Source organism: Sphingomonas nostoxanthinifaciens (assembly GCF_019930585.1).
Lineage (GTDB): Bacteria > Pseudomonadota > Alphaproteobacteria > Sphingomonadales > Sphingomonadaceae > Sphingomonas_I > Sphingomonas_I nostoxanthinifaciens.
This window is the reverse complement of sequence record NZ_CP082839.1, coordinates 3582734-3601907: the sequence shown is the minus strand read 5'-3', so window position 1 is coordinate 3601907 and position 19174 is coordinate 3582734. Positions and strand designations below refer to the sequence as shown.

The following is a 19174-nucleotide window of genomic DNA, read 5'->3' as shown; positions in this document are numbered from 1 at the left end:
ATCAAAGACTCCGCTTGCAGCGGACGCGGAGAGGCATATCCTTCCCCCCGGAAGGAGAGGTCCATGTCCATCGTCCACTTTGAGAGCAGCCCCGCCGAAGCGGGCATCGCAAGCCTGACGGACAACGCTGTCGGCACCACCGACAAGAGCATCGTGATCCTGCAGAGCCTGCTCTGCCTGCTGCGGGAGCGTAACATCCTCTCGCGTGCGGATATCGAGGAATTGTGCGTCAAGGTGAAGGCGCGCGCCGCCGATCCGAGCCACGACCCCCTGCCATGCTGCGATCGGGAAGCCAGCGAGGCGGCGACGATCATGACCGGCCTCAGCGACTATATCGGCCATCGCTACGGCGGAAAGCATCGACGGCGTTAAGGCCGACGTCTGCCCGGCCGGGCCGCAATTGCAGGCGCGTTGCGGCATGCAAGCAGCCTTCGATTGGCCGAGGCTTTTCCTTGTCGCCCGCGCCGAGGTGCGGAAAACCGTCGGCGTGGGCAAATCTGTTCCGCATTATCGCCGGCTTGCCGGGCCCGGAAAATGAGCTTGGCATCAGAATCGTAAAGGGCAGGCCGCCTTACAGCTGGTCGGGCGCCGACTGGCAGTGACCGATCCAAGACGTTCCGCGATAAGCGAGCAAGCGTCTGTTGCTCTCGATCGAGCACGGGCACCTCGCCGGAGACGGCTTTTCCTAGCACATAGTTAAGACTGGGAACCTTCGGAGGTGGCGCCGAAGCAATTCGACGCCGGATCGAAGGCGGTAAATCGCTTCATCAAGCCTCGACTATACTTTCATGGCGGCTTCCTGACGGAGTGTCGACATGAAGCGACTAGATGGCGCCTTAGCCATCCGTGGCGCGACCAATGCTGCGCATTTGACAAATAGTATCCGACCGAAGTCGTCGCTCGATGTCGGCAGCAGCAGCCTCCCATGCCAGATCTCGCCTTTGCTGATCATCTGCAAGGCAGCCAGACGGAGCGTAGACAACGAAGAGACACCCCGTATATCCGTTCATCGGCTATTCAGCGCGTGTGGGGGCACAATGACGATTAACGGGCTTTGTAAGCGGCAGCGCATCCGCGCGCTCGCCGGAGCCAGCATCTTTCCGCTTTCGATCGTTCTGGCCGCGCCAGCCTTCGCGCAGTGTGCGCCCAATCCCACAGTTGCCGGCGGCGTGACCACCTGCTCGGGCGTGACGACAAACGGGCTGGCGGTCACGACGATCAACAGCACCGTCAACGTCGCCGCGGGGGCCTTGGTCGGCGCATCAACGACGTCCGCGCTGACGATCAACGCGCCGGTCGCCTACACCAACTATGAGTCGGTCATCGTCTCCGGGCAGGTCGCCGGCAACGGCACGAGCGGAATCGCCCTGTACAATGGCGTCCCGGGCGGATCGTCGTTCGGCACGGCCAATCTCGCGCTGACGGTCGCGGCGGGCGCCAGCGTCGGCGGCACCAATGCCGTGGTGCTGATGCAGAGCAGCGGCAACAGCAGCGGCGAAGCGGTTGCCACGATCGTCAATAGCGGGTCGCTCACGGGCACGAGCGGCGTCGCGCTTCGCGTGGACAATCCGCGGTTCGGCGCGTTCGCGTCCATTACCAATCGCGCCGGTGGCACGATCGGTGCGATCGTGGGGCCGGTCGGTGTAATCAACAATGCCGGCGTCATCGATGGCGGAGCCAACAGCGCGGTCGATGTCGGCACGACCTACAACTCCTATGCAAGCTACGGCACGTGGACCAACACCGGTACGATCACGTCCGGTGCGTCGACGGCCACGGTGCGCATCCCCATCTCGCAGAACATGCTGATCACGAACGGCGGCACGATCAGCAATAGCGGCAGCGGCACCGCGATCAGCGGCGACACGCTGTCGATCACCAATCAGGCGGGCGGCCGGATCCTGGCAGCCAGCGGCACAGCCCTGTCCGTGACGAGCCAACTCACACTCACCAATGCCGGCTCGATCGTCGGTGACGTCATCGTGGCGTCCGGTGCGAGCGGCACCTCGTCGGTCGTCGACTCCACGGCCGGCACGATCAGCGGCAACGTGATGTTCGGCGCGGGCAACGATGTCCTCGTCGCACGTTACACCGGCACGCCCGCGTTGGTGACCGGGATCGGCGGCACCATCGACGGAGGGGGCGGCACCAACAGCGTCCGCATCAAGACGACACAGGACACGGTGATCGCCACCGCGCTGCAATTGCCGAGCGGCTTCCAGAACCTCCAGCTTCAAGCCGGCGCCGGGACGACGGTGACGCTGGCCAACGGCTTCGTGGCCCCGGGCACCATCGCGCTGGTCGCCGACACGTTCGCGGGTGCCGGTTCGATCGTCAACAATACCGCGCTGACGTTCACCGGACAGGCATTCACCAGCCAGATCTATTCCGGGGCTGCCGCCTTCACCAACAACGGATCGATCCGGGCGAGCGGGGGAGCTTACGGAATCGCCGCGCTCGCGCTGGATGGCGTCGCGACCGTTTCAAACAGCGGGCTTATCGACGTCGTCGGCAACGGCATTCAGACATCCATCAACGGGACGACCACCAATACCGGCACGATCGTCGCGACGGGCACGGCTGTCTCCGCGTTCGACAATTATTTCGTCAACCGGGGGCTCGTGCGATCAACGGGCGGCATCGCGGTGGCGGTGAGCGGCAACAGCGGCAATCCGGCCACGAACAGCGGCCGGATCGAGGGCGCGACGGTCGGCGTCGCGACCAGCATCGACCTGACCAATACCGGCACGATCATCGCGACCGCGCCGACGGGCACGGCGGTCGCGCTCGATGCCTATGGTTCGCTCATCAACGCCGCCGGCGGGGTCGTCGGAAACGGCAGTGGCAACGCCGTCACCGCATCGGTCTTCAACTCGACGGTGGTCAACGCAGGCACGATCAACGGATCGGTGACGCTGACCGGCGTGTTCAGCGGCGCCAACCAGCGATATATCGCGCTGCCGGGCGGCATCCTGAATGGCAACCTGACGCTGGGCGCCGGTTCGCTGCTCGTGACCGATATCAACAATAGCGGGCCGGGAAGCTTTGCGGGGATCACCGGCACGGTGACGGCGGGCGCCGGCTCCGCGCTGCGCTATCGCGTCTCGGCGGACGCGGCGGCGGTGCTGGGGCCGGTCGGCTCGTTCCAGGACGTGAGCTACGAAGTGAACAGCGGGGCCACTTTGTCGCTGACCGCGGCGGCGACGCGGACGCAGACGCTGCAACTGGCCGGGTCGGGCACGGTCAATCTGAACGCGGCAATATCGACCACGTCGACGCCGGCGATCCAGGCCACGACGCCGATCGGCTATCCCGGAGCGTACAACCAGACCTCGCAACTCACCATCAACAGCGCGGGTGCCATCAGTCTGGTGCGGGCGGCGAGCAGCTATGCGGCAGGCGCCGTCTCGCTCGGGACGGGCGACAGCTTCAACAACAGCGGCACGATCACGGTCGTCGATCGGCAATCCAGCAGCCCCAGCCTGGCGGCCGTCGCCGGCGGGATGCTCGTCACCAACAGCGGCGCGATCCAGCTCGACGGGGCGATCGGCATTTCCGGGGCTGCGGCGGTGGTCAATACCGGCGCGATCACCCAATCCGCGGGCGGCGCGACGGCGCAGGGCATGGCCAACGTCGCGCAGGTGCTCAACCAGGGGACGATCAACGTCGCCGGCACGGCGGTGCAGCTCGGTTATTCCTACAATAACAATGCCACGTCGCTGAGCCTGACCAACAGCGGCACGCTCGTCAGCACATCAGCGGCGGCGGTCACGAGCTATTTCGCGGCCAGTCTGGACAATAGCGGCACGATCTCCGGCGGCGCTGGCACCGCCGTTCAATTGAGTTATGGCGACGACAATGTCACGCTTCGTACCGGATCGATCGTCAGCGGCGTGATCGACGGCGGCGGGGGTAACAATACCGCCACGCTCGCCGGCACGATCGCGACGGCGACGCCGAGCCAGACGATCGCGAGCTTCAGCAAGTTCAACGCGCTGACGGTCGCGAGCGGCTATTGGACCGCGCCCGCCACCGGCGGCAGCAGCTTCGCGAACAATGTGACGATCGCCAGCGGTGCGACGCTGGAGGATGCCGACGGGGCGACCGGGCTCGCCGGTGCGACCGCGCCGTCGATCGTCGACAACGGCACGTTGGTCGTGCGCAGCAGCGCGACCTCCGCTGGTTCGACCTTCGGCACGACGCGGATCTCGGGCACCGGCGACGTGCTGCTGACGGGCGCGGGAACAGTCCTGCTCGACGGCGCGAACAGCCTTGGCCAGAGTGGCGGCACGACGATCGACGGCGGCACCACGGTGATGCTGACCGGGACGCAGGGGGGCAATTTCACGACGCGAAGCGGCGGCACGCTGCAGATCGGCACCGGCGGCACGGCAGGAACCTTTGCCGGCAATCTCACCGACAACGGCACGCTCCTTCTCAACCGCTCGGACGACTATGCGCTGGTCGGCGCCGTCGGCGGATCGGGCCTGATCACCAAGCTCGGTGCCGGCACCGTCACCTTCGCGGGCGCCTATACCTTCACCGGCACCACCGACATCGAGGGCGGCGCGATCAAGCTGTCGGCGCCGGCGGCGGCGAGCAGCCAGCTCATCCTCGCCGGGTCCGGCCGGCTCGATCTGTCCGGCCTGACCCAGACCGTCGCTGCGCTCTCGGGAACCAATGCCGCGGCGAGCATCACGATCGCCAACGGCGCGCTGACGGTGAACCAGGCGAGCGACACGGCCTTCGCCGGCACGATCACCGGCAGCGGCAGTTTTACCAAGAGCGGGGCAGGCCGTCTCGTCCTGACCGGCAATGAAAGCTATTCCGGCGGCACGACCGTCGCGGGGGGCATCTTGTCGGTCAATGGCAGCCTGGCCTCGCCGGTGACCGTCACCAGTGGCGGCACGCTTGGCGGCACCGGCACGGTCGGTGCCGTCACCATCGCGGCGGGGGGCACCTATGCGCCCGGCAATTCGATCGGCACGCAGACGGTGGCCGGCAATCTCACCTTCGCGCCGGGCTCGACCTATCTGGTCGAGGCCAATGCCGCGGGGCAGGCCGACCGGATCAACGCGAGCGGCAGCGCCGCGCTCGCCGGCAAGGTCGCGGTGCGCGCCGACGCGTCGGGCACCTATGCGAACCTGACATCCTATCGGATCCTGACGGCGGCCGGCGGCGTGACGGGCACGTTCGACGGCGTGTCGAGCAATCTCGCCTTCCTGACGCCCGATCTCGTCTACGGCGCCAACGGCGTCACGTTGCTGCTCGCCCGCAACGACGTGAGCTTCGCGTCGATCGCGACCGATCGCAATCAGGCGAGCGTCGCCGGCGTCATTCAGCCGCTGGGGCTCGGCAACCCGATCTACGACGTCGTGCTGGGCCTGTCGGCGCCGGGCGCGCGGGCTGCATTCTCGGCGCTGTCCGGCGAGATCCATGCCAGCCTGCCGACGACGCTGCTGCTGCAAAGCCAGCAGGCGATGCACGTCGCCCTGCAGCATGCGGCGGACGGCGGCGACGGGATCGGCGTGTGGGGGCAGGCGCTCTACGACCGGATCGAAGGCCGGGCCGGGGACGGCGTCGCGCAATCGCTCAACGATCAGCAAGGCGGCATCGCCGGGATCGACATCGGGCGCGACGGGCTGCGCGCCGGCGTCGCGGGCGGCTATGTCGACGGCGATCTCGGGCTGGTCGGGCGGGCCAGCCATGCCGACATCCGCTCGAAGCTGGCGATCGGCTATGTCGGCTGGGGCCGCGATGCGCTGCAGCTCTATGGCGGTGCAAGCTACAGCTGGCACGATGTGCGGTCGCGCCGCTCGGTCGATCTCGGCAGCCTCGGCGGCGCGGAGAGCGCGCATTACAAGGCGAACGTCGTGCAACTCGACGGCAAGGTCTCCTATGCCGTGACGTTCGGCGGCGCGTCGATCGCGCCGTTCGTCGGGGCCTCGTACCTGCGGGTCCATCGCGACGGCTTCACCGAGAGCGGCACGGCGGTGGCGCTCGCGGTCGCCCGATCGAACCGGAGCGTGGAGACCGCGACTGCTGGCGTGCAGCTGTCCGGCGACATCGCGCTCGGCGGTACGAGCCTGCTGCCCCGCCTATCCATGTCCTATCAGCGCAACTGGGGCAATGTTGCCGGCATCGAGCATGCCGCGCTCGTCGGGACGACCCCATCGTTCGGCATCGTCGGCACGGGGCTCGGCCGGAACGCGCTCCGCGTCGAGGGCGGCGCTGAGTGGAAGCTGAGCAACGCGCTGCGCATTGGCGCCGATCTTTTCGGAGAGGCCGGCGGCGGTTATGGCCAGTTCGGTGCGCGGGGGTCGATCGCGTATCGATTTTAGACAATCTGCCCGCTTCCGCGTCGTTGCCCGATTTCACTCAGGCTTGGCGATAAAGCCATCGGGCAACGAGTGGTCAACATCTCGTCGGTGTGCGGCCTTGTCGCCTTCCCCAACACGCATCCCGGCTATTCGGCCTCGAAGGCCGCGATCCGCCTGCTGACGAAGACGGCGGCGGTCGATTACGCCACCCGGGGCATCCGCGTGAATTCGGTCCATCCCGGCTTGATCGAAACGCCGATGACGAAGGATATCGTCAACAGTCCGGAGATCCTGGCACGGATTCCGATCGGTCGCAGCGCACGGCCGGAAGAGGTCGGTAAGGCCGTGATGTTCCTCACCAGCGACGATGCGTCCTACTTCACCGGCATCGAACTCGTCATCGATGGCGGGCAGACGTCGATCTGATTTCGTAGAGCCGCCGGCCGATCGGGCGTCACGGTGTGAACCCCGATCCGGCCTGCTGCGCTGCCTCCGCCAGAGCGTCGATCACGATCCGCAATCGGGGCTGGAGATAGCGCGACGTCGGCCATACGGCGTGGATCGGCATTTCTGCACCGGCGAATTGGTCGAGCACCGGAACCAATGCACCGGTGGCCAGGTGATCGCCGATCAGCCAGGTCGGCAATTGGCAAAGACCTTGTCCGGCAACCGCCGCCTGAACCAGCGCTTCGCCGTCGCTGAACTCGTGTCGCACCTTCACCTCTTGCGGCACGAATGCCCCCGAGGCGTCCTTCAACAGCCAGGTCGGCCGGGGAATGCGGCGCCAGCCGATGATGCAATCGCGCTCGAGAAGCTCGTCTGCGCTGGTCGGCGCACCGTGAGCTGCAATATAGCCGGGTGCTGCGCAGATCAGCAGGCGCTGCGTGCCGAGGCGTTTGGCGGTGAGATCGGAATCGTTGCCGAGCGCGCCGATCCGCACGGCAAGATCGACGCCCTCGTCGATCACGTTGGCGGTGCGTTCCGTGAACATCACCGACAGATCGAGATGCCGGTGCTGCGCCGTCAGCCCCAGCAGCACCGGCATGATGTGACGCCGTCCGAACGCGGCCGGAAGATTGAGGTGCAGCGTCCCCACCGGCGTGTCGCGCCCGGATGTGATGGCGATTTGCGCCCCGGCCAGATCGTCCATGATCCGGTGGCAGGTATCGAGAAACTCCTGTCCCTCCGGCGTCAGGGTCAGTCGCCGCGTGGTACGATGCAGCAATTTGGCGCCGATGCGCGCCTCCAGCCGTGACACGCTCTTGCCGACGGCGGAGCCCGTCACCCCCAGCGACGCGGCGGCGGCGGTGAAGCTTCCCGACTGCGCGGTCGCGACGAACTCGGTCAGCCCGGCAAATCGGTCCTGTGGTTCCATTCCGGAACCATGGGACGAAGTGGTCGTCCGCTCAAGGCGATTATCTTTCTGAAAGGCACGGCTACATCACGATCTGCGCGTATGCGGCACAGCATTTCGATCCGCGCCCCCTGTGAGGACAGTTTTGATGACCAAACTCTTCGAGCCCTTCGATCTCGCGGGCCTCACCCTTGGCAACCGCATCGTTATGGCGCCGATGACCCGCGCCCGCGCTGCCGACACCGTTCCCGACGATATGACCGTGCTCTACTACAGCCAGCGCGCGAGCGCCGGCCTGATCATCAGCGAAGGTGCGCCCGTCTCGACCGAGGGCTGCGGCTACCTGTTCAACCCCGGCCTCTACACCCAGGCACAGGCCGAGGGTTGGCGCCGCGTGACCGATGCCGTCCATGCCAAGGGAGGCCGCATCTTCGCGCAGCTCTGGCATGTCGGACGCGTCTCGCACGTCTCCCTGCAGGAGGGCGGCAAGGCGCCGGTGTCGTCCGCCGCGACGGCAGGGGCCGATGTCTGGGCGTTCGCCCGCGATGAGAATGGCCAGCCGGCCCGCGTCCACGCCAGCCCGCCGCGTGCGCTGGAAACCGGGGAGGTCGCACGCATCACCCAGGATTTCGTCCGCGCCGCGCGGCGCGCGATCGATGCCGGCTTCGACGGCGTCGAACTGCACGGTGCCAACGGCTATCTGTTCGAGCAGTTCGTGAACGGTGCCCTCAACCAGCGCACCGACCGCTATGGCGGCTCGATCGAAAACCGGCTTCGCTTCATGCTCGAGACGCTCGATGCGATCGCGGCCGAAGTCGGCAGCAACCGGCTCGGTGTGCGCATCTCGCCGTTCGGCCGGCTCTACAGCATGGCGCCTTATGCTGACGAGGCACAGACCTGGGTGACGCTTGCAGCCGAGTTCGAGAAGCGCGGCCTAGCTTACGTCCATCTCAGCGACCAGCTGACGATCGGCGCCGAAAAGATGCCGGTGGATTTCGCCGCCGCGTTCCGCACGACCTATACCGGCACGCTGATCGCCGCCGGCGGCTTCGACGCGACAAGCGCCGAACAGGCCCTGCAATCCGGCGAACTCGACCTGATCGCCTTCGGTCGCCCGTTCATCGCCAATCCCGATCTCGTCGAGCGGATGCGGCACGATCGGCCGATCGAAAGCGCGGATCGTTCGACCTGGTACGGCGCGTCCGGGGCGGTGGGCTATACCGACTATCCGACCTGGGCCGAAGCAGAGGCCAAGCAGGATGCGTGATGGCGGCACACCGATCGACAGCCGGCTTGCCGCGCTGCTCGACATCGAGGAAATCCGGCGATTGCGCATGCGATACGCGCATTGCCTCGACAGCGGCAACTTCGAGGGGTTCGACCGGGTGTTCACCCCCGACGCGGTCGTCGCGGTCTTGGGCGGCGAGATGGCCGGGCTGCCCGCCATCAAGGCCGATCTTGCCGAAGCGTACCGCCTCTATGATCGCGATGGACGGAAGCATTATCCGTTCGTGCACGCGATCACCAACCACGAGGTCACCCTGGCGGGAGACGAGGCGACCGGGCGCTGTTGCCTGATCGACTTCGAGACCGCGCCGAAGCCGGATCCGAATCCACTGCTCCTGCTGGGAATCTACGCCGATCAGTATCGCCGGATCGACGGCGCCTGGCGGATTTCCGGCAGCCAGCTCGAGGTCGTCTGGAAGAGCTGACCTCCCTTTCCGCGGGCAGGGACAGGGCGCTGGCAGACCCTGATTTCGCCCGCGCAGCCTTACCCCGAAGCCCCGTCTCCCGCACCGAAAGGCCGAAGCCGTGAGACTGAGCATCCTGGATTATTCCCCGGTGGACGAGGGCCTGACCGCCACCGATGCCTTTGCATCGACCGTGCGGCTGGCGCAGCACGCCGAAGCGTGCGGCTTTGCGCGCTACTGGGTTTCTGAACATCACGGCATCGCCGCCACGGCGAGCAACTGCCCCGAGATATTGATGGCGCGCATCGCCTCGGCGACCGCGCACATCCGTGTCGGCTCGGGTGGCGTGCTGCTGCCCAATTACAGCAGCCTCAAGATCGCCGAGAATTACCAGCTGCTCGAGGCGCTGTTCCCGGGGCGGATCGATCTCGGCTTCGGCCGTGCGCCGGGCGGCGACCAGCGCACGACGCTGGCGCTCAACGACGAGAAGCGCGAGCAGCGTCCCTATCCACAGAAGGTCGCCGATCTGTTGGGATTCCTCACCGGCCACCACCCGCCCGGCTCTGCTTACGCCGGGATGAAGGCGTTGCCCGAAACTGCCGAACCGCCGCAGCCCTTCGTCCTCGGCGCGTCGGGCGGGACCGCCGAATTTGCGGCACAGGCGGGGCTCGGCTTCACCTTCGCGCATTTCATCAACCCGACTGCACGCGGCGCACGCGCCTGCGCGGCGTATCGCGCGGCGTTCTGCCCGACCGTTTTTTCCGAGCGGGCGACGGTGATCGTCGCGGTGTTTGTGGCGGTCGGCGAGACCGAGGCCGAGGCCGCCGCTTATGCGGACGCGTTTCACCTCTGGCTGGCGCATGCCGAAAGCGCCCGGCCGTTCGACCGGGTGCCATCGATCGAGACGACGCGCGAGCATCGCTGGAGCAATGACGAAGTCGCCGTGCGCGCGCGCAATCGCGGCAGACTGATCTCGGGCACGGCCGCCTCCGTCGTCGCACAGTTGCGTGCGCTCGCCGACGCCTACGGCACCGACGAAGTGATGATCAATCTGATGATGCCGGCCGAGGCGATACGGATGAGGGCCGTCACGGCGATCGCCGACGCGGCGGCGGATGCGTAACCATCGGGGGGCCAGTTGATCGGATCCGATCTCCTGACGCTGAAATTTACCCGTTCACGGACGCAGCCAAGCGAATGATAACGCCCGTCGCTGCCGCATCGTCACCGCTTCGGTCTCCCATGAAGACGCGCTCCGTAAGGCTCCCACCGAAAGCCCTTTACGGCAAGAGCAGCGAGGCATCCCCGTAGGAGTAGAACCGGTAGCCATTCTCGATGGCATAAGCGTAAGCCGCTTTCATCCGGTCGATGCCCATCAGTGCCGAGACCAGCATGAACAGATTTAGCTGATGGCTCCGATTTTTCGTTTAAAATGAGCTGCTTATTAGTAGTTTGGGCAGCTGTGGTGGGATGGTTCCATGAGCCTCCCATCTGCGGCCATCCCACTTTCTAACGCCGTTTCGAGGCAAAGCTGCTTTGGCCCAATTCGGCAGGCAATTTTGACCTACCGTCTGCCACTAGATCGCCTTCCGATCTTACCGGATCATAGGGCGATGGTGTGCGCCAAGATCCGACACACAGACGTCGCCCGGCCGCTTTCGAACACAGTCGGTCGTTCGCTTCTGGCGGCGCGAACGTCGTAACCTGAGAAGAGCGGTCATTCGGATTGCGTCAGGCCGCTCAGGGCGCGTTGAACGAACGGCGACAGCCGGAACGACGGTCTTTAGAACGACGCAGCGCTGGTGCTTAGGTCAGACGTCAAAAATCCTGTGCGCCGCGGAGTTTCGAGGGCCGCTTCTCGGTCCGGTGGCGGCGGACATCGAACGTGTCCGTGCGAAACTTGATGGATTCGACATGATGAACCTGGAGCGCATTCATGACGACCGCCAGGGCCGGCTCGCGAACGTCGCCCGGATCGGCGAAGGGGTCGAGATAAGTGGCAGGCCAGAATTGCCCGCCTGGGGCCGGCTTTGGCGGCTCGGGCGGAGGCACGCTCTCAGACACCCAGTAATCTGGTGACGGTCCATCCTCGTCGAAGGATCCCAGCATCGCCGACACTTCCGAGCCCGGGGGGAGGTCGATGTTTCTGACCCGCGATGCGCGCCTGAACAGGACGACATTCTGGTGATCGCCCCGCTGCTGTACGGATGGATAGAGGAGGCCGTCGAGGTTGAGGTCGCGCTTTGCCGCCAGATAGTCGGCTATGACTTGGGTGATCAGATATTCGGTCGGCTCGTCATCTGGCATGACCGGCATCGTCATGCGGGCGCTAAGACTTTCCATGAACTTCGCCAGTTCCAGACGCGCCATATAGGTCGGGTCGAAGACGCTTCCCTCCACATAGACGGAGCGAAGCGCATCAATGTCGAGGAGACGCAGCGGCCGTATGACATTGAATTTTCCGACTAGCACGCGGCTGCCGACGGGCGGCCTAACCTCCGACAAGGCCGCGTCTGCATGGGTGGCGCCGTAGAACAGTGAGACGCCGCGCGCGTTCATTCGGCCGCCGAGCGCTACGGCGCTCGGCGGCGGTCCGAGCTCACGGTCAGGACGCTCGAGCGCGGCGCCGAGCCTGTTGTCCGAATGAAACACGCGGGCGCGACTGAACTGTTCGAGTTCGGTGAGCGGCCCGGCATGGCGGATCACGCGCCGCCCGTCGCGCGTGCGAAAGCCCTCGATGCCGGTGAAGATGCGATCGAGGAGGCTCTCGGCGACCTTGTTGAAGAACCGCGTCTCGCCTTTCAGCGACCGTTCCAGATTGCGCCATTCAAGCTGAAACTCGATATCGTTCGGGCCTTTGCGCTCATAATAGCTTTCGGGATCGAACTCGCATTCCTCGCCGGCCATGGCTGAATCCCAGTCGCCATGCTCATCAGCGAGGATGTCGAGGATTTCCTGCGCCACCTCCTGCTCGATCGAGGCCGCACCCTGGATCGCCTCAAGGACCGGCTCACCGTCGCGCTCCCATTCGTAGCCGCTCTCGCGGTCGCCAAGCATCGCGGATTGGAAAGCGTCCGGTTGATCGGAGGTCCGGATATAGTGCGCCTCGAAAGCGCTGCTCACCCACCCGGCCAGATCGACGACGTTGACGACCGACCCGTCAAAGCCGCAGAACGAGCATTCACGTTCCTCGCCGGTCGTTTCGATCTCGGCCTTGAGATAGGCTTCACCAACGCAGTCGGCGCAGACGACGCGCTCCTCGTTGTCGTCGGCCATTGGTCAAGCCTGGCTGCGCACGAAGCGGAGGGTTTCGTCGCCGTTGCTTAGGAACACGGCGCGCCAAGGGTCCGATGCGAGTGCGCCGACTGTCTCGATGGCACCGGCGCGCTCGAGATAAGCGATGGCGCTGTTCATCCGGCGAGGCTTCCAGTCGAGCTTCGCCGCCAATTCTTCTGTATTCGCATCTTCGACATCGTCGCTGACAAGGCGGTTAGCCAAGGTGACCGCGTCGACGGCCGGATCGAACGGCATCACGCTCGCGTCAAACTCGACGAACAGCGGTCCAAGCGGCGCGACCGACAGATCGCCATGCTCGCTCTGCCACAGCATGCCGGCATCGCGTAGATCGAGGATGCCGAGGCGAACGTCGACCGCCGAAAGCCCGGTTGCTGCCCTGATGTCTTCAGGCTGGGTGTGCGGATCGAAACTGACGGCGTGCTCGCTTGTCTGCGCGAGATGCTGCGCGATTGCTACCGCAGCGGGTGACCAGCCTTCCAGGCCCTCGGGCACGGTGATGACATGCTTGGGCTTTGCGCCGAGCGCGGGCTTGCGGCTGACGCCATGCAGCCGGTCGACGAGAGCGGCCAGTTGCACGTCGGAGGTCGGATCGATCGCTTCGCACAGAAGCGTCTGGAGAAAGGGTGATAGCTGCCCGACATCGACGTCGACCCGCAGGGGCACCATGCGGTTCTTGCCCCCGACGAGCCCAACGAGACCAACGTCGATCTCACGCGCAACCCAAGGCTTGGTGATCGATGTCGGTGTCAGGATGACCACGAAATGGGTCATGTCGCCGAGACCCTCCTCCATTTTCTGGCGAAGGCTGTCGCCGTGGTCGATCTCCCATTCGTCGAACCAGGTCTCGATACCGTTGGCCATGAGATATTCGGCGATCGGCCGGACCATCGCCTTGTCCTCGCTCGCGTGAGCCAGATACACACGCGGCTCTGCCACCATCTTATCCACTCCCATTACACTGACGTCGCCGGGGTCGACCCCGAGCCGCTTTTCCAAGAGCCGTGCGAAGGCTGGCGAGCCGCTCGTTCGGATCCCTACCCGGTGACCGGGAAGGCGGTCGACGAAGACGACCGCATGCTTGCCGGTTTCCGGATCGACGATGGAGCCTGCGGCGCCACGGGCTTTCGTCTCGATCGCGGCCATGGCGAGTTCCATGGCGTGCGCTTGCAGCTCTTGCGCGAAGCGGTCGACGTCGAAGGGTCGGCCGTTGTGGGTGATCTTGATCATCGGGTGTGGCTCTGGACGAAGCGGCGGAGCGACACGATCTCGTCGTCACCGACAATGAAGCCGAGCACGGGATAGTCGTTCTGGAGCGGCGTGCGCATCCGGTTTTGTGGAAACAGCGGCACCAGCAGCCCGACCGCAGGATTGAAACGCCGGCGCGGCCAATCCGCCGCCGCCTCCAGCTCACGAATATTTTCCAGCTTGGAGTTCTCGATCATCATCCGCGCCAGCAGGACGGCATCCTTTCTGGGATCGTGCCCAGTGATCGCGGGATCGGCCGCGACGAAAAGTGCAAACGTCGTGCGCACGGACGGCATCGCGCGATTGATTGCGCTGTTCAGCTCGACGAGTCCGTCAGCCTTCAGCTCCGCCAGAGCCAGCTTGATCTGCTTGACTTCGACATCCGGGAAAGCATTTGCGAGGCCCTCATCGACATGAGCTGGCAAGCCGTCAACGCATTGGCGCGCCATCCACGCGCCGAGCTTCTGTGCGAGCGGGCTCAAATAATCATATTTGCTCACGTCTTCCCCGCGGTCGTCGTTTAGAGTGCGGGCAGACCTGGTCCAAAAAGGCTACTGACGTGCTCCCCTGAAACTCCTCCATTTTGAGCTAGAGTCCTTCATTGAGGAGGACGGAGATGAAGCGCAGCAGGTTTAGCGAGGAGCAGATCATAGGGCTCCTGCGTGAGCAGGAAGCTGGATCGTCGACCGCGGACGTGTGCCGCAAACACGGCGTGAGCAGCGCGACCTTCTACAAATGGAAGGCGACCTATGGCGGCATGGACGTGTCGCAGGCGCGCAAGCTGAAGGTGCTGGAGGACGAGAACGCGCGGCTGAAGCGGCTGTTGGCCGATGCGATGCTCGACAATGCGGTGCTGAAGGAGGTTGCCTCAAAAAACTGGTGAGGCCTGCCGCTCGCCGGAGGGCTGTCGAAGATGTTCGGCAGGCCTTCGGTATCAGCGAGCGTCGGGCCTGCGCCATCCTCAGCGTGGATCGGTCGTCGATGCGCTATGCGCATCGGCGTGGTGATGATGGCGACCTGCGGTCGCGTCTTCGCGAGATCGCGCTCGAACGTCGGCGCTTCGGCTACCGGCGGCTGGGGATCATGCTGGCGCGCGAGGGTCTGGTCATGAACCACAAGAAGCTGCTGCGGCTGTATCGCGAGGAGAATCTACGGGTGCGCAGACGGCGTGGTCGCAAGCGAGCGATGGGCACGCGGGCACCGGTGACGCTACCGCAAGGCCCGAACCAGCGATGGAGCCTGGACTTTGTGAGCGACACGCTGGTGTGCAGCCGGCGTATCCGCATCCTCGCCGTCGTCGACGACTTCACGCGCGAGAGCCTCGCGCTGGCGGTTGACACGTCGCTGTCGGGCGCTCGGGTCGCACGGGAGCTGGACGCGATCATCGCGGTGCGCGGCAGGCCGCTAATGATCGTCAGCGATAACGGGACCGAACTGACGAGCCTGGCGATCCTGCGCTGGGCGCAGGACCGGCAGATCGAGTGGCATTACATCGCGCCGGGCAAGCCGCAGCAAAACGGCTACGTCGAGAGCTTTAATGGTCGCTTGCGCGACGAATGTCTGAACGAGACGCTGTTCGCGTCGTTGAGCCACGCCCGCTCGGTGTTGAGCAGCTGGCGCGACGACTACAACCATGTGCGACCGCATAGCGGGATAGGCGGGCTGACGCCCGCCGATGCTGCCAAGCGGGTTGTGCAACCCCGCCCACATGGGCACGATGATGACCCCGGACTCCAGTTATGACTGGAGGAGAAATGGGGAGCACGTCACTACCAAAAGCGCCCCACGCTGGACCCAAGCGCGCTTCCCACGCGAGGGGGCTTTTACCGGACGCTGCCCGGTTTTCCTGTGTTATGTGCCTCTAGGTGGATGGTGCGCCTAGGTGACTCGAACGCCTGGCCCCCGCATTACGAACGCGATGTCCTGTCGGCCGAGCCTTCCGTAAGGATCCCACCAGCCACCCACCGGAAAGCCCTTTACGGAAGTAGGAGCGACGCATCCCCGTAGGAGTAGAACCGATAGCCATTCTCGATGGCATAAGCATAAGCCGCCTTCATCCGATCGATGCCCATCAGTGCCGAGACCAGCATGAACAGGGTCGAGCGGGGGAGGTGGAAGTTGGTGAGGAGGCCGTCGATGCCGCGGAAGCGGTAGCCGGGGGTGATGAAGATCGCGGTGTCACCCTCGAACGGGTGGATCATGCCGTCGGCATCGGCGGCGCTCTCGATCAGGCGCAGGCTGGTGGTGCCGACCGCGATCAGGCGGCCGCCGCGCGCGCGGACGGCGTTCAGGCGTTCGGCGGTGGCGGGGTCGATGCGGCCCCATTCGGCGTGCATGGCGTGCGCGTCGGTGTCGTCGGCCTTGACCGGCAGGAAGGTGCCCGCGCCGACATGCAAGGTCAGCGTCGCATGCTCGACGCCGCGTGCTGCCAATGCCGCCATCAGATCGGGCGTGAAGTGCAGCGCGGCGGTCGGTGCGGCGACCGCGCCGGCCTCGCGCGCGAACATCGTCTGGTAATCGTCGGCGTCGCGCGCGTCGGTCGGGCGCTTGGCGGCGATATAAGGCGGCAGCGGCATGCGGCCGGCGCGCTCCAGCAGCAGTTCGACCGGCTCGTCGCCGGCAAATTCGAGCAGCAGCGAGCCGTCGGCGTGGCGCGCGGCGGCGATCGCGCTCACATCCGCGTCGAACTCGATCCGGTCGCCGACGCGCACGCGCTTGGCGTTGCGCACGAACGCGGTCCATGCGCGCGGCCCCTCGCGCTTGTGCAAGGTCGCGCCGATGCGCGCCTCGCCGCGCCGGCCCTCGAGCTGCGCAGGGATGACGCGCGTGTCGTTGAACACCAGCATGTCGCCGGCACGCAGCAGATCGGGCAGGTCGCGCACGACATGGTCGGCCAGCGTCGCGCCTGCGACGTGGAGCAGCCGGGCGCTGTCACGCGGGGCGGCGGGGCGGAGCGCGATGCGCTCGGGCGGAAGCGTGAAGTCGAAGAGGTCGACGCGCATGCGGAGGCGCCTTTAGCGCGGGCGCTTCCGTTTCTGCGTGGGGCCGGCCGCCTCGGCGGCGTCGCCCGCGGCCTGCGCCGCGCTTTGGGCAGCGGATTGCGCGGCATTGGCGCGCTCGCCGGCGGTGGCGGCATCGCCCGCCTGCGCGGCCTTGGCGGCATCGGACGCGGCGAGCGAGGCCTGCGCCGCCTGGTTCGCGGCGGCGCTGGCGGCGGCCGAGGTGGCGGCATCCGCCACCGGACCGGTCGCGGGATTGGCGGGCGGCGCGCCGATATAGGCGCGGATCACCTTGGACGGGTGCGCCGGCGGCTCGCCTTTCTCGAGCAGGTCGACATAGGCCATGCCGGCGATCACGCGGCCGACCACGGTATAACGGTTGTCGAGCTCCAGATTGGGCGAGAGCATGATGTAGAACTGGCTGTTGGCGCTGTCGGGCTGGCTCGCGCGCGCCATCGCCATCGCGCCGCGCACGTGCGGCAGGTCATTGAATTCGGCCTTCAGGTTGGGCAGGTCCGACCCGCCCTCGCCGGTGCCCTTGGGGTCGCCGCCCTGCGCCATGAAGCCTTCGATCACGCGATGGAAGGTCAGCCCGTCATAGAAATGGCGGTTGATCAGCATCTTCAGCCGCTCGACCGAGAGCGGCGCCTTGTCCGGCCGCAGCAGGATCGAGACCGTGCCCCCAGTCGAAAGCTGCATGTTGAGAATGTTGGCGGGGTCACGCGGCGGCGGCGCGGCTTCGCCGGTCTCGGAATGGCCGCGAAAGCGCGGCTCGGCATAGCCTTGCGGGCCGGTGGCCTGCGCCAATAAAGGGGCCGCCGCGAGGAGGCCGACGAGCCCCAGCACCATCTTCTTGAACGACACGGGGGAATGCTCCGTAGCTTAAAGGGTCAGCGCGCGAATCTCGGCGGCGACGTGCGGGGGCACGAACCGATCGATCGGGCCGCCGCCGCGGGCGACGTCCTTGACCAGCGACGAGGCGATGTGGCCGTAGCCCGGATCCGCCACCAGGAACACGGTATCGATATCGGGCGTCATCACATGATTCATCGCGGCCATCGGGCTCTCATAGTCGAGATCGCTGCCGCTGCGCAGCCCGCGCACGATGAACTGAGCGTCGCACGCCCGCGCGAAATCCACCGCCAGCCCGTCGAACGGCCGCACGCTGACATGGGCCAGGTCCGCCACCTCGCGCGCGACCATCGCGACGCGCTGGTCGAGCCCAAACAGCGGCGCCTTGCCCGACTGGGTCGAGACGCCGATCACCAGCGCGTCGGCCAGTCGCGCGGCACGATGGATGATGTCGAGATGTCCCAGCGTCAGCGGATCGAACGTGCCGGTATAGACCGCCGTCCGGCTCAATGATCGCGCTCCACGATGTAGCGGGCGATCGCGCGCAGCAGCCCGGCCTCCTCGCCATAGCCGACGAGGTGGCCGATCGCCTGATCGACCAGCATGTGCGCCTGGGCGTGCGCCCGCTCGACGCCGAGCAGCGAGACGAAGGTCGCCTTGCCGGCGGCGGCATCCTTGCCGACCGCCTTGCCGGCGACTTCGGCGGTGCTCTCCACGTCGAGCAGGTCGTCGGCGATCTGGAAGGCGAGGCCGACGTCGCGCGCATAAGCGCGCAGCGCCTTGCGCCCCTCGGGCGGGGCGTGTCCGAGGATCGCGCCCGCTTCGAGGCAGAAGCCCATCAACGCGCCGGTCTTCAATTGCTGCAGCCGGGTGATCGTGGCGAGATCGAAGTCCGAGCCCTCGGCCTCGGCTGCGAGGTCCATCATCTGCCCGCCCGCCATGCCCGACGGCCCGGCGGCGCGCGCCAGTTCGGCGAGCAGCTCGACGCGCACGAACGGATCGGGATGCGTCTCGGGATCGGCCAGCACCTCGAACGCGAGCGCGTGGAGCGAATCGCCGGCGAGCACGGCGGTCGCTTCGTCATAGGCCTTGTGGACGGTCGGCTTGCCGCGCCGCATGTCGTCATCGTCCATGCACGGCATATCGTCGTGGACGAGGCTGTAGACGTGGATGCACTCGATCGCGAGGCCGGTGCGCAGGATCGGCACGCGATCGACGTGGAACAGGTCGGATGCGGCGCGCACCAGCAGCGGGCGCAGCCGCTTGCCGCCGCCGATCGCGGCGTGGCGCATCGCCGCATAAAGCCGCGCGCGCGGATCCTCGGGGATCGCCAGTAGGTGATCGAACGCCGCGTCGATATCGGCCGAAACCTCGGCCATTGCCGCCTTCAACGCGATCGGGGTCAAAGTAGGCATG

At 66.1% G+C, this 19174-nt stretch carries 15 protein-coding genes and 2 pseudogenes; 7 read left to right on the top strand and 10 right to left on the bottom strand.

Features of this window, described 5'->3' with window-relative positions; genetic code table 11:
* The first annotated feature begins 63 nt into the window (after window positions 1–63).
* From K8P63_RS17095 to K8P63_RS17085, 3 genes are all read left to right on the top strand, one after another.
* A complete protein-coding gene (locus K8P63_RS17095; protein ID WP_223797205.1) occupies window positions 64–372 on the top strand; it encodes a hypothetical protein in 309 nt (102 codons plus the stop codon).
* A 443-nt stretch (window positions 373–815) separates the two neighbouring features.
* Window positions 816–6341: a beta strand repeat-containing protein gene (locus K8P63_RS17090; RefSeq protein ID WP_223797204.1), complete on the top strand. Its 5526-nt coding sequence runs from the start codon at window positions 816–818 to the stop codon at window positions 6339–6341.
* 69 nt (window positions 6342–6410) lie between these two features.
* Window positions 6411–6746 (top strand): SDR family NAD(P)-dependent oxidoreductase, encoded by a 336-nt coding sequence (locus K8P63_RS17085; protein ID WP_223797203.1) that lies wholly within the window; start codon window positions 6411–6413, stop codon window positions 6744–6746.
* A gap of 28 nt (window positions 6747–6774) precedes the next feature.
* Here the strand turns inward: K8P63_RS17085 and K8P63_RS17080 are convergent, their stop codons facing one another.
* Together K8P63_RS17080 and K8P63_RS21060 are read right to left on the bottom strand one after the other, a co-directional pair.
* Window positions 6775–7545, bottom strand: a complete 771-nt coding sequence (locus K8P63_RS17080) for a LysR substrate-binding domain-containing protein (RefSeq protein ID WP_263282654.1) — start codon at window positions 7543–7545, stop codon at window positions 6775–6777.
* A gap of 12 nt (window positions 7546–7557) precedes the next feature.
* Window positions 7558–7695: pseudogene (locus tag K8P63_RS21060) on the bottom strand (LysR family transcriptional regulator); the annotation flags it as partial.
* Between the two features lie 127 nt (window positions 7696–7822).
* Between K8P63_RS21060 and K8P63_RS17075 the strand changes: the two are divergent.
* The 3 genes from K8P63_RS17075 (at window position 7823) to K8P63_RS17065 (ending at window position 10488) form a co-directional block, all read left to right on the top strand.
* Entirely contained in the window at window positions 7823–8941 is a 1119-nt protein-coding gene (locus K8P63_RS17075) for an alkene reductase (protein WP_223797201.1), read from the top strand.
* Window positions 8934–9386 (top strand): nuclear transport factor 2 family protein, encoded by a 453-nt coding sequence (locus K8P63_RS17070; RefSeq protein ID WP_223797200.1) that lies wholly within the window; start codon window positions 8934–8936, stop codon window positions 9384–9386. The genes K8P63_RS17075 and K8P63_RS17070 overlap by 8 nt, the downstream gene beginning before the upstream one ends.
* Before the next feature lie 100 nt (window positions 9387–9486).
* On the top strand, window positions 9487–10488 hold the full coding sequence (locus K8P63_RS17065) for an MsnO8 family LLM class oxidoreductase (protein WP_223797199.1): 1002 nt from the start codon (window positions 9487–9489) through the stop codon (window positions 10486–10488).
* 157 nt (window positions 10489–10645) lie between these two features.
* On the opposite strand, the pseudogene K8P63_RS17060 reads toward K8P63_RS17065, so the two are convergent.
* From K8P63_RS17060 to K8P63_RS17045, 4 genes and pseudogenes are all read right to left on the bottom strand, one after another.
* Window positions 10646–10765 (bottom strand): annotated as a pseudogene (locus K8P63_RS17060) (S-adenosylmethionine:tRNA ribosyltransferase-isomerase); the annotation flags it as partial.
* Between the two features lie 418 nt (window positions 10766–11183).
* Window positions 11184–12641, bottom strand: coding sequence for an RES family NAD+ phosphorylase (locus K8P63_RS17055; RefSeq protein ID WP_223797198.1), 1458 nt, complete (start codon window positions 12639–12641; stop codon window positions 11184–11186).
* Window positions 12642–12644: 3 nt separating this feature from the next.
* On the bottom strand, window positions 12645–13889 hold the full coding sequence (locus K8P63_RS17050) for a toll/interleukin-1 receptor domain-containing protein (RefSeq protein ID WP_223797197.1): 1245 nt from the start codon (window positions 13887–13889) through the stop codon (window positions 12645–12647).
* Window positions 13886–14407 (bottom strand): hypothetical protein, encoded by a 522-nt coding sequence (locus K8P63_RS17045; RefSeq protein WP_223797196.1) that lies wholly within the window; start codon window positions 14405–14407, stop codon window positions 13886–13888. Before K8P63_RS17045 ends, K8P63_RS17050 begins: the two co-directional genes overlap by 4 nt.
* 116 nt (window positions 14408–14523) lie before the next feature.
* Here K8P63_RS17045 and K8P63_RS17040 point away from each other — a divergent pair.
* A protein-coding gene (locus K8P63_RS17040; protein ID WP_223796261.1) for an IS3 family transposase occupies window positions 14524–15650 on the top strand; the annotation gives its coding sequence in 2 pieces (ribosomal slippage) (window positions 14524–14776 and window positions 14776–15650; 1128 coding nt in all).
* 233 nt (window positions 15651–15883) lie between these two features.
* Here K8P63_RS17040 and queA read toward each other — a convergent pair.
* The 4 genes from queA to K8P63_RS17020 are packed head-to-tail and all read right to left on the bottom strand — an operon-like array spanning window position 15884 to window position 19173.
* Window positions 15884–16909, bottom strand: a complete 1026-nt coding sequence (gene queA / locus K8P63_RS17035; protein ID WP_223797194.1) for a tRNA preQ1(34) S-adenosylmethionine ribosyltransferase-isomerase QueA — start codon at window positions 16907–16909, stop codon at window positions 15884–15886.
* Window positions 16910–16921: 12 nt separating this feature from the next.
* The gene (locus tag K8P63_RS17030; RefSeq protein WP_223797193.1) at window positions 16922–17770 is read right to left on the bottom strand and encodes a peptidylprolyl isomerase; all 849 of its coding nucleotides are present in this window, start codon (window positions 17768–17770) and stop codon (window positions 16922–16924) included.
* 18 nt (window positions 17771–17788) lie between these two features.
* On the bottom strand, window positions 17789–18268 hold the full coding sequence (coaD, locus tag K8P63_RS17025; protein ID WP_223797192.1) for a pantetheine-phosphate adenylyltransferase: 480 nt from the start codon (window positions 18266–18268) through the stop codon (window positions 17789–17791).
* Complete coding sequence (locus tag K8P63_RS17020) at window positions 18265–19173, bottom strand: polyprenyl synthetase family protein (protein ID WP_223797191.1); 909 nt, start codon at window positions 19171–19173, stop codon at window positions 18265–18267. Before K8P63_RS17020 ends, coaD begins: the two co-directional genes overlap by 4 nt.
* Window position 19174 lies beyond the last annotated feature (1 nt).

What these genes read in the sequence shown, in the direction of transcription:
- K8P63_RS17095 (WP_223797205.1), top strand. Translation starts at nt 64, where the DNA reads ATGTCCATCGTCCACTTTGAGAGCAGCCCCGCCGAAGCGGGCATCGCA.
- K8P63_RS17090 (WP_223797204.1), top strand. Translation starts at nt 816, where the DNA reads ATGAAGCGACTAGATGGCGCCTTAGCCATCCGTGGCGCGACCAATGCT.
- K8P63_RS17075 (WP_223797201.1), top strand. Translation starts at nt 7,823, where the DNA reads ATGACCAAACTCTTCGAGCCCTTCGATCTCGCGGGCCTCACCCTTGGC.
- K8P63_RS17070 (WP_223797200.1), top strand. Translation starts at nt 8,934, where the DNA reads ATGCGTGATGGCGGCACACCGATCGACAGCCGGCTTGCCGCGCTGCTC.
- K8P63_RS17055 (WP_223797198.1), bottom strand. Translation starts at nt 12,641, where the DNA reads ATGGCCGACGACAACGAGGAGCGCGTCGTCTGCGCCGACTGCGTTGGT.
- K8P63_RS17050 (WP_223797197.1), bottom strand. Translation starts at nt 13,889, where the DNA reads ATGATCAAGATCACCCACAACGGCCGACCCTTCGACGTCGACCGCTTC.
- queA (WP_223797194.1), bottom strand. Translation starts at nt 16,909, where the DNA reads ATGCGCGTCGACCTCTTCGACTTCACGCTTCCGCCCGAGCGCATCGCG.
- K8P63_RS17020 (WP_223797191.1), bottom strand. Translation starts at nt 19,173, where the DNA reads ATGCCTACTTTGACCCCGATCGCGTTGAAGGCGGCAATGGCCGAGGTT.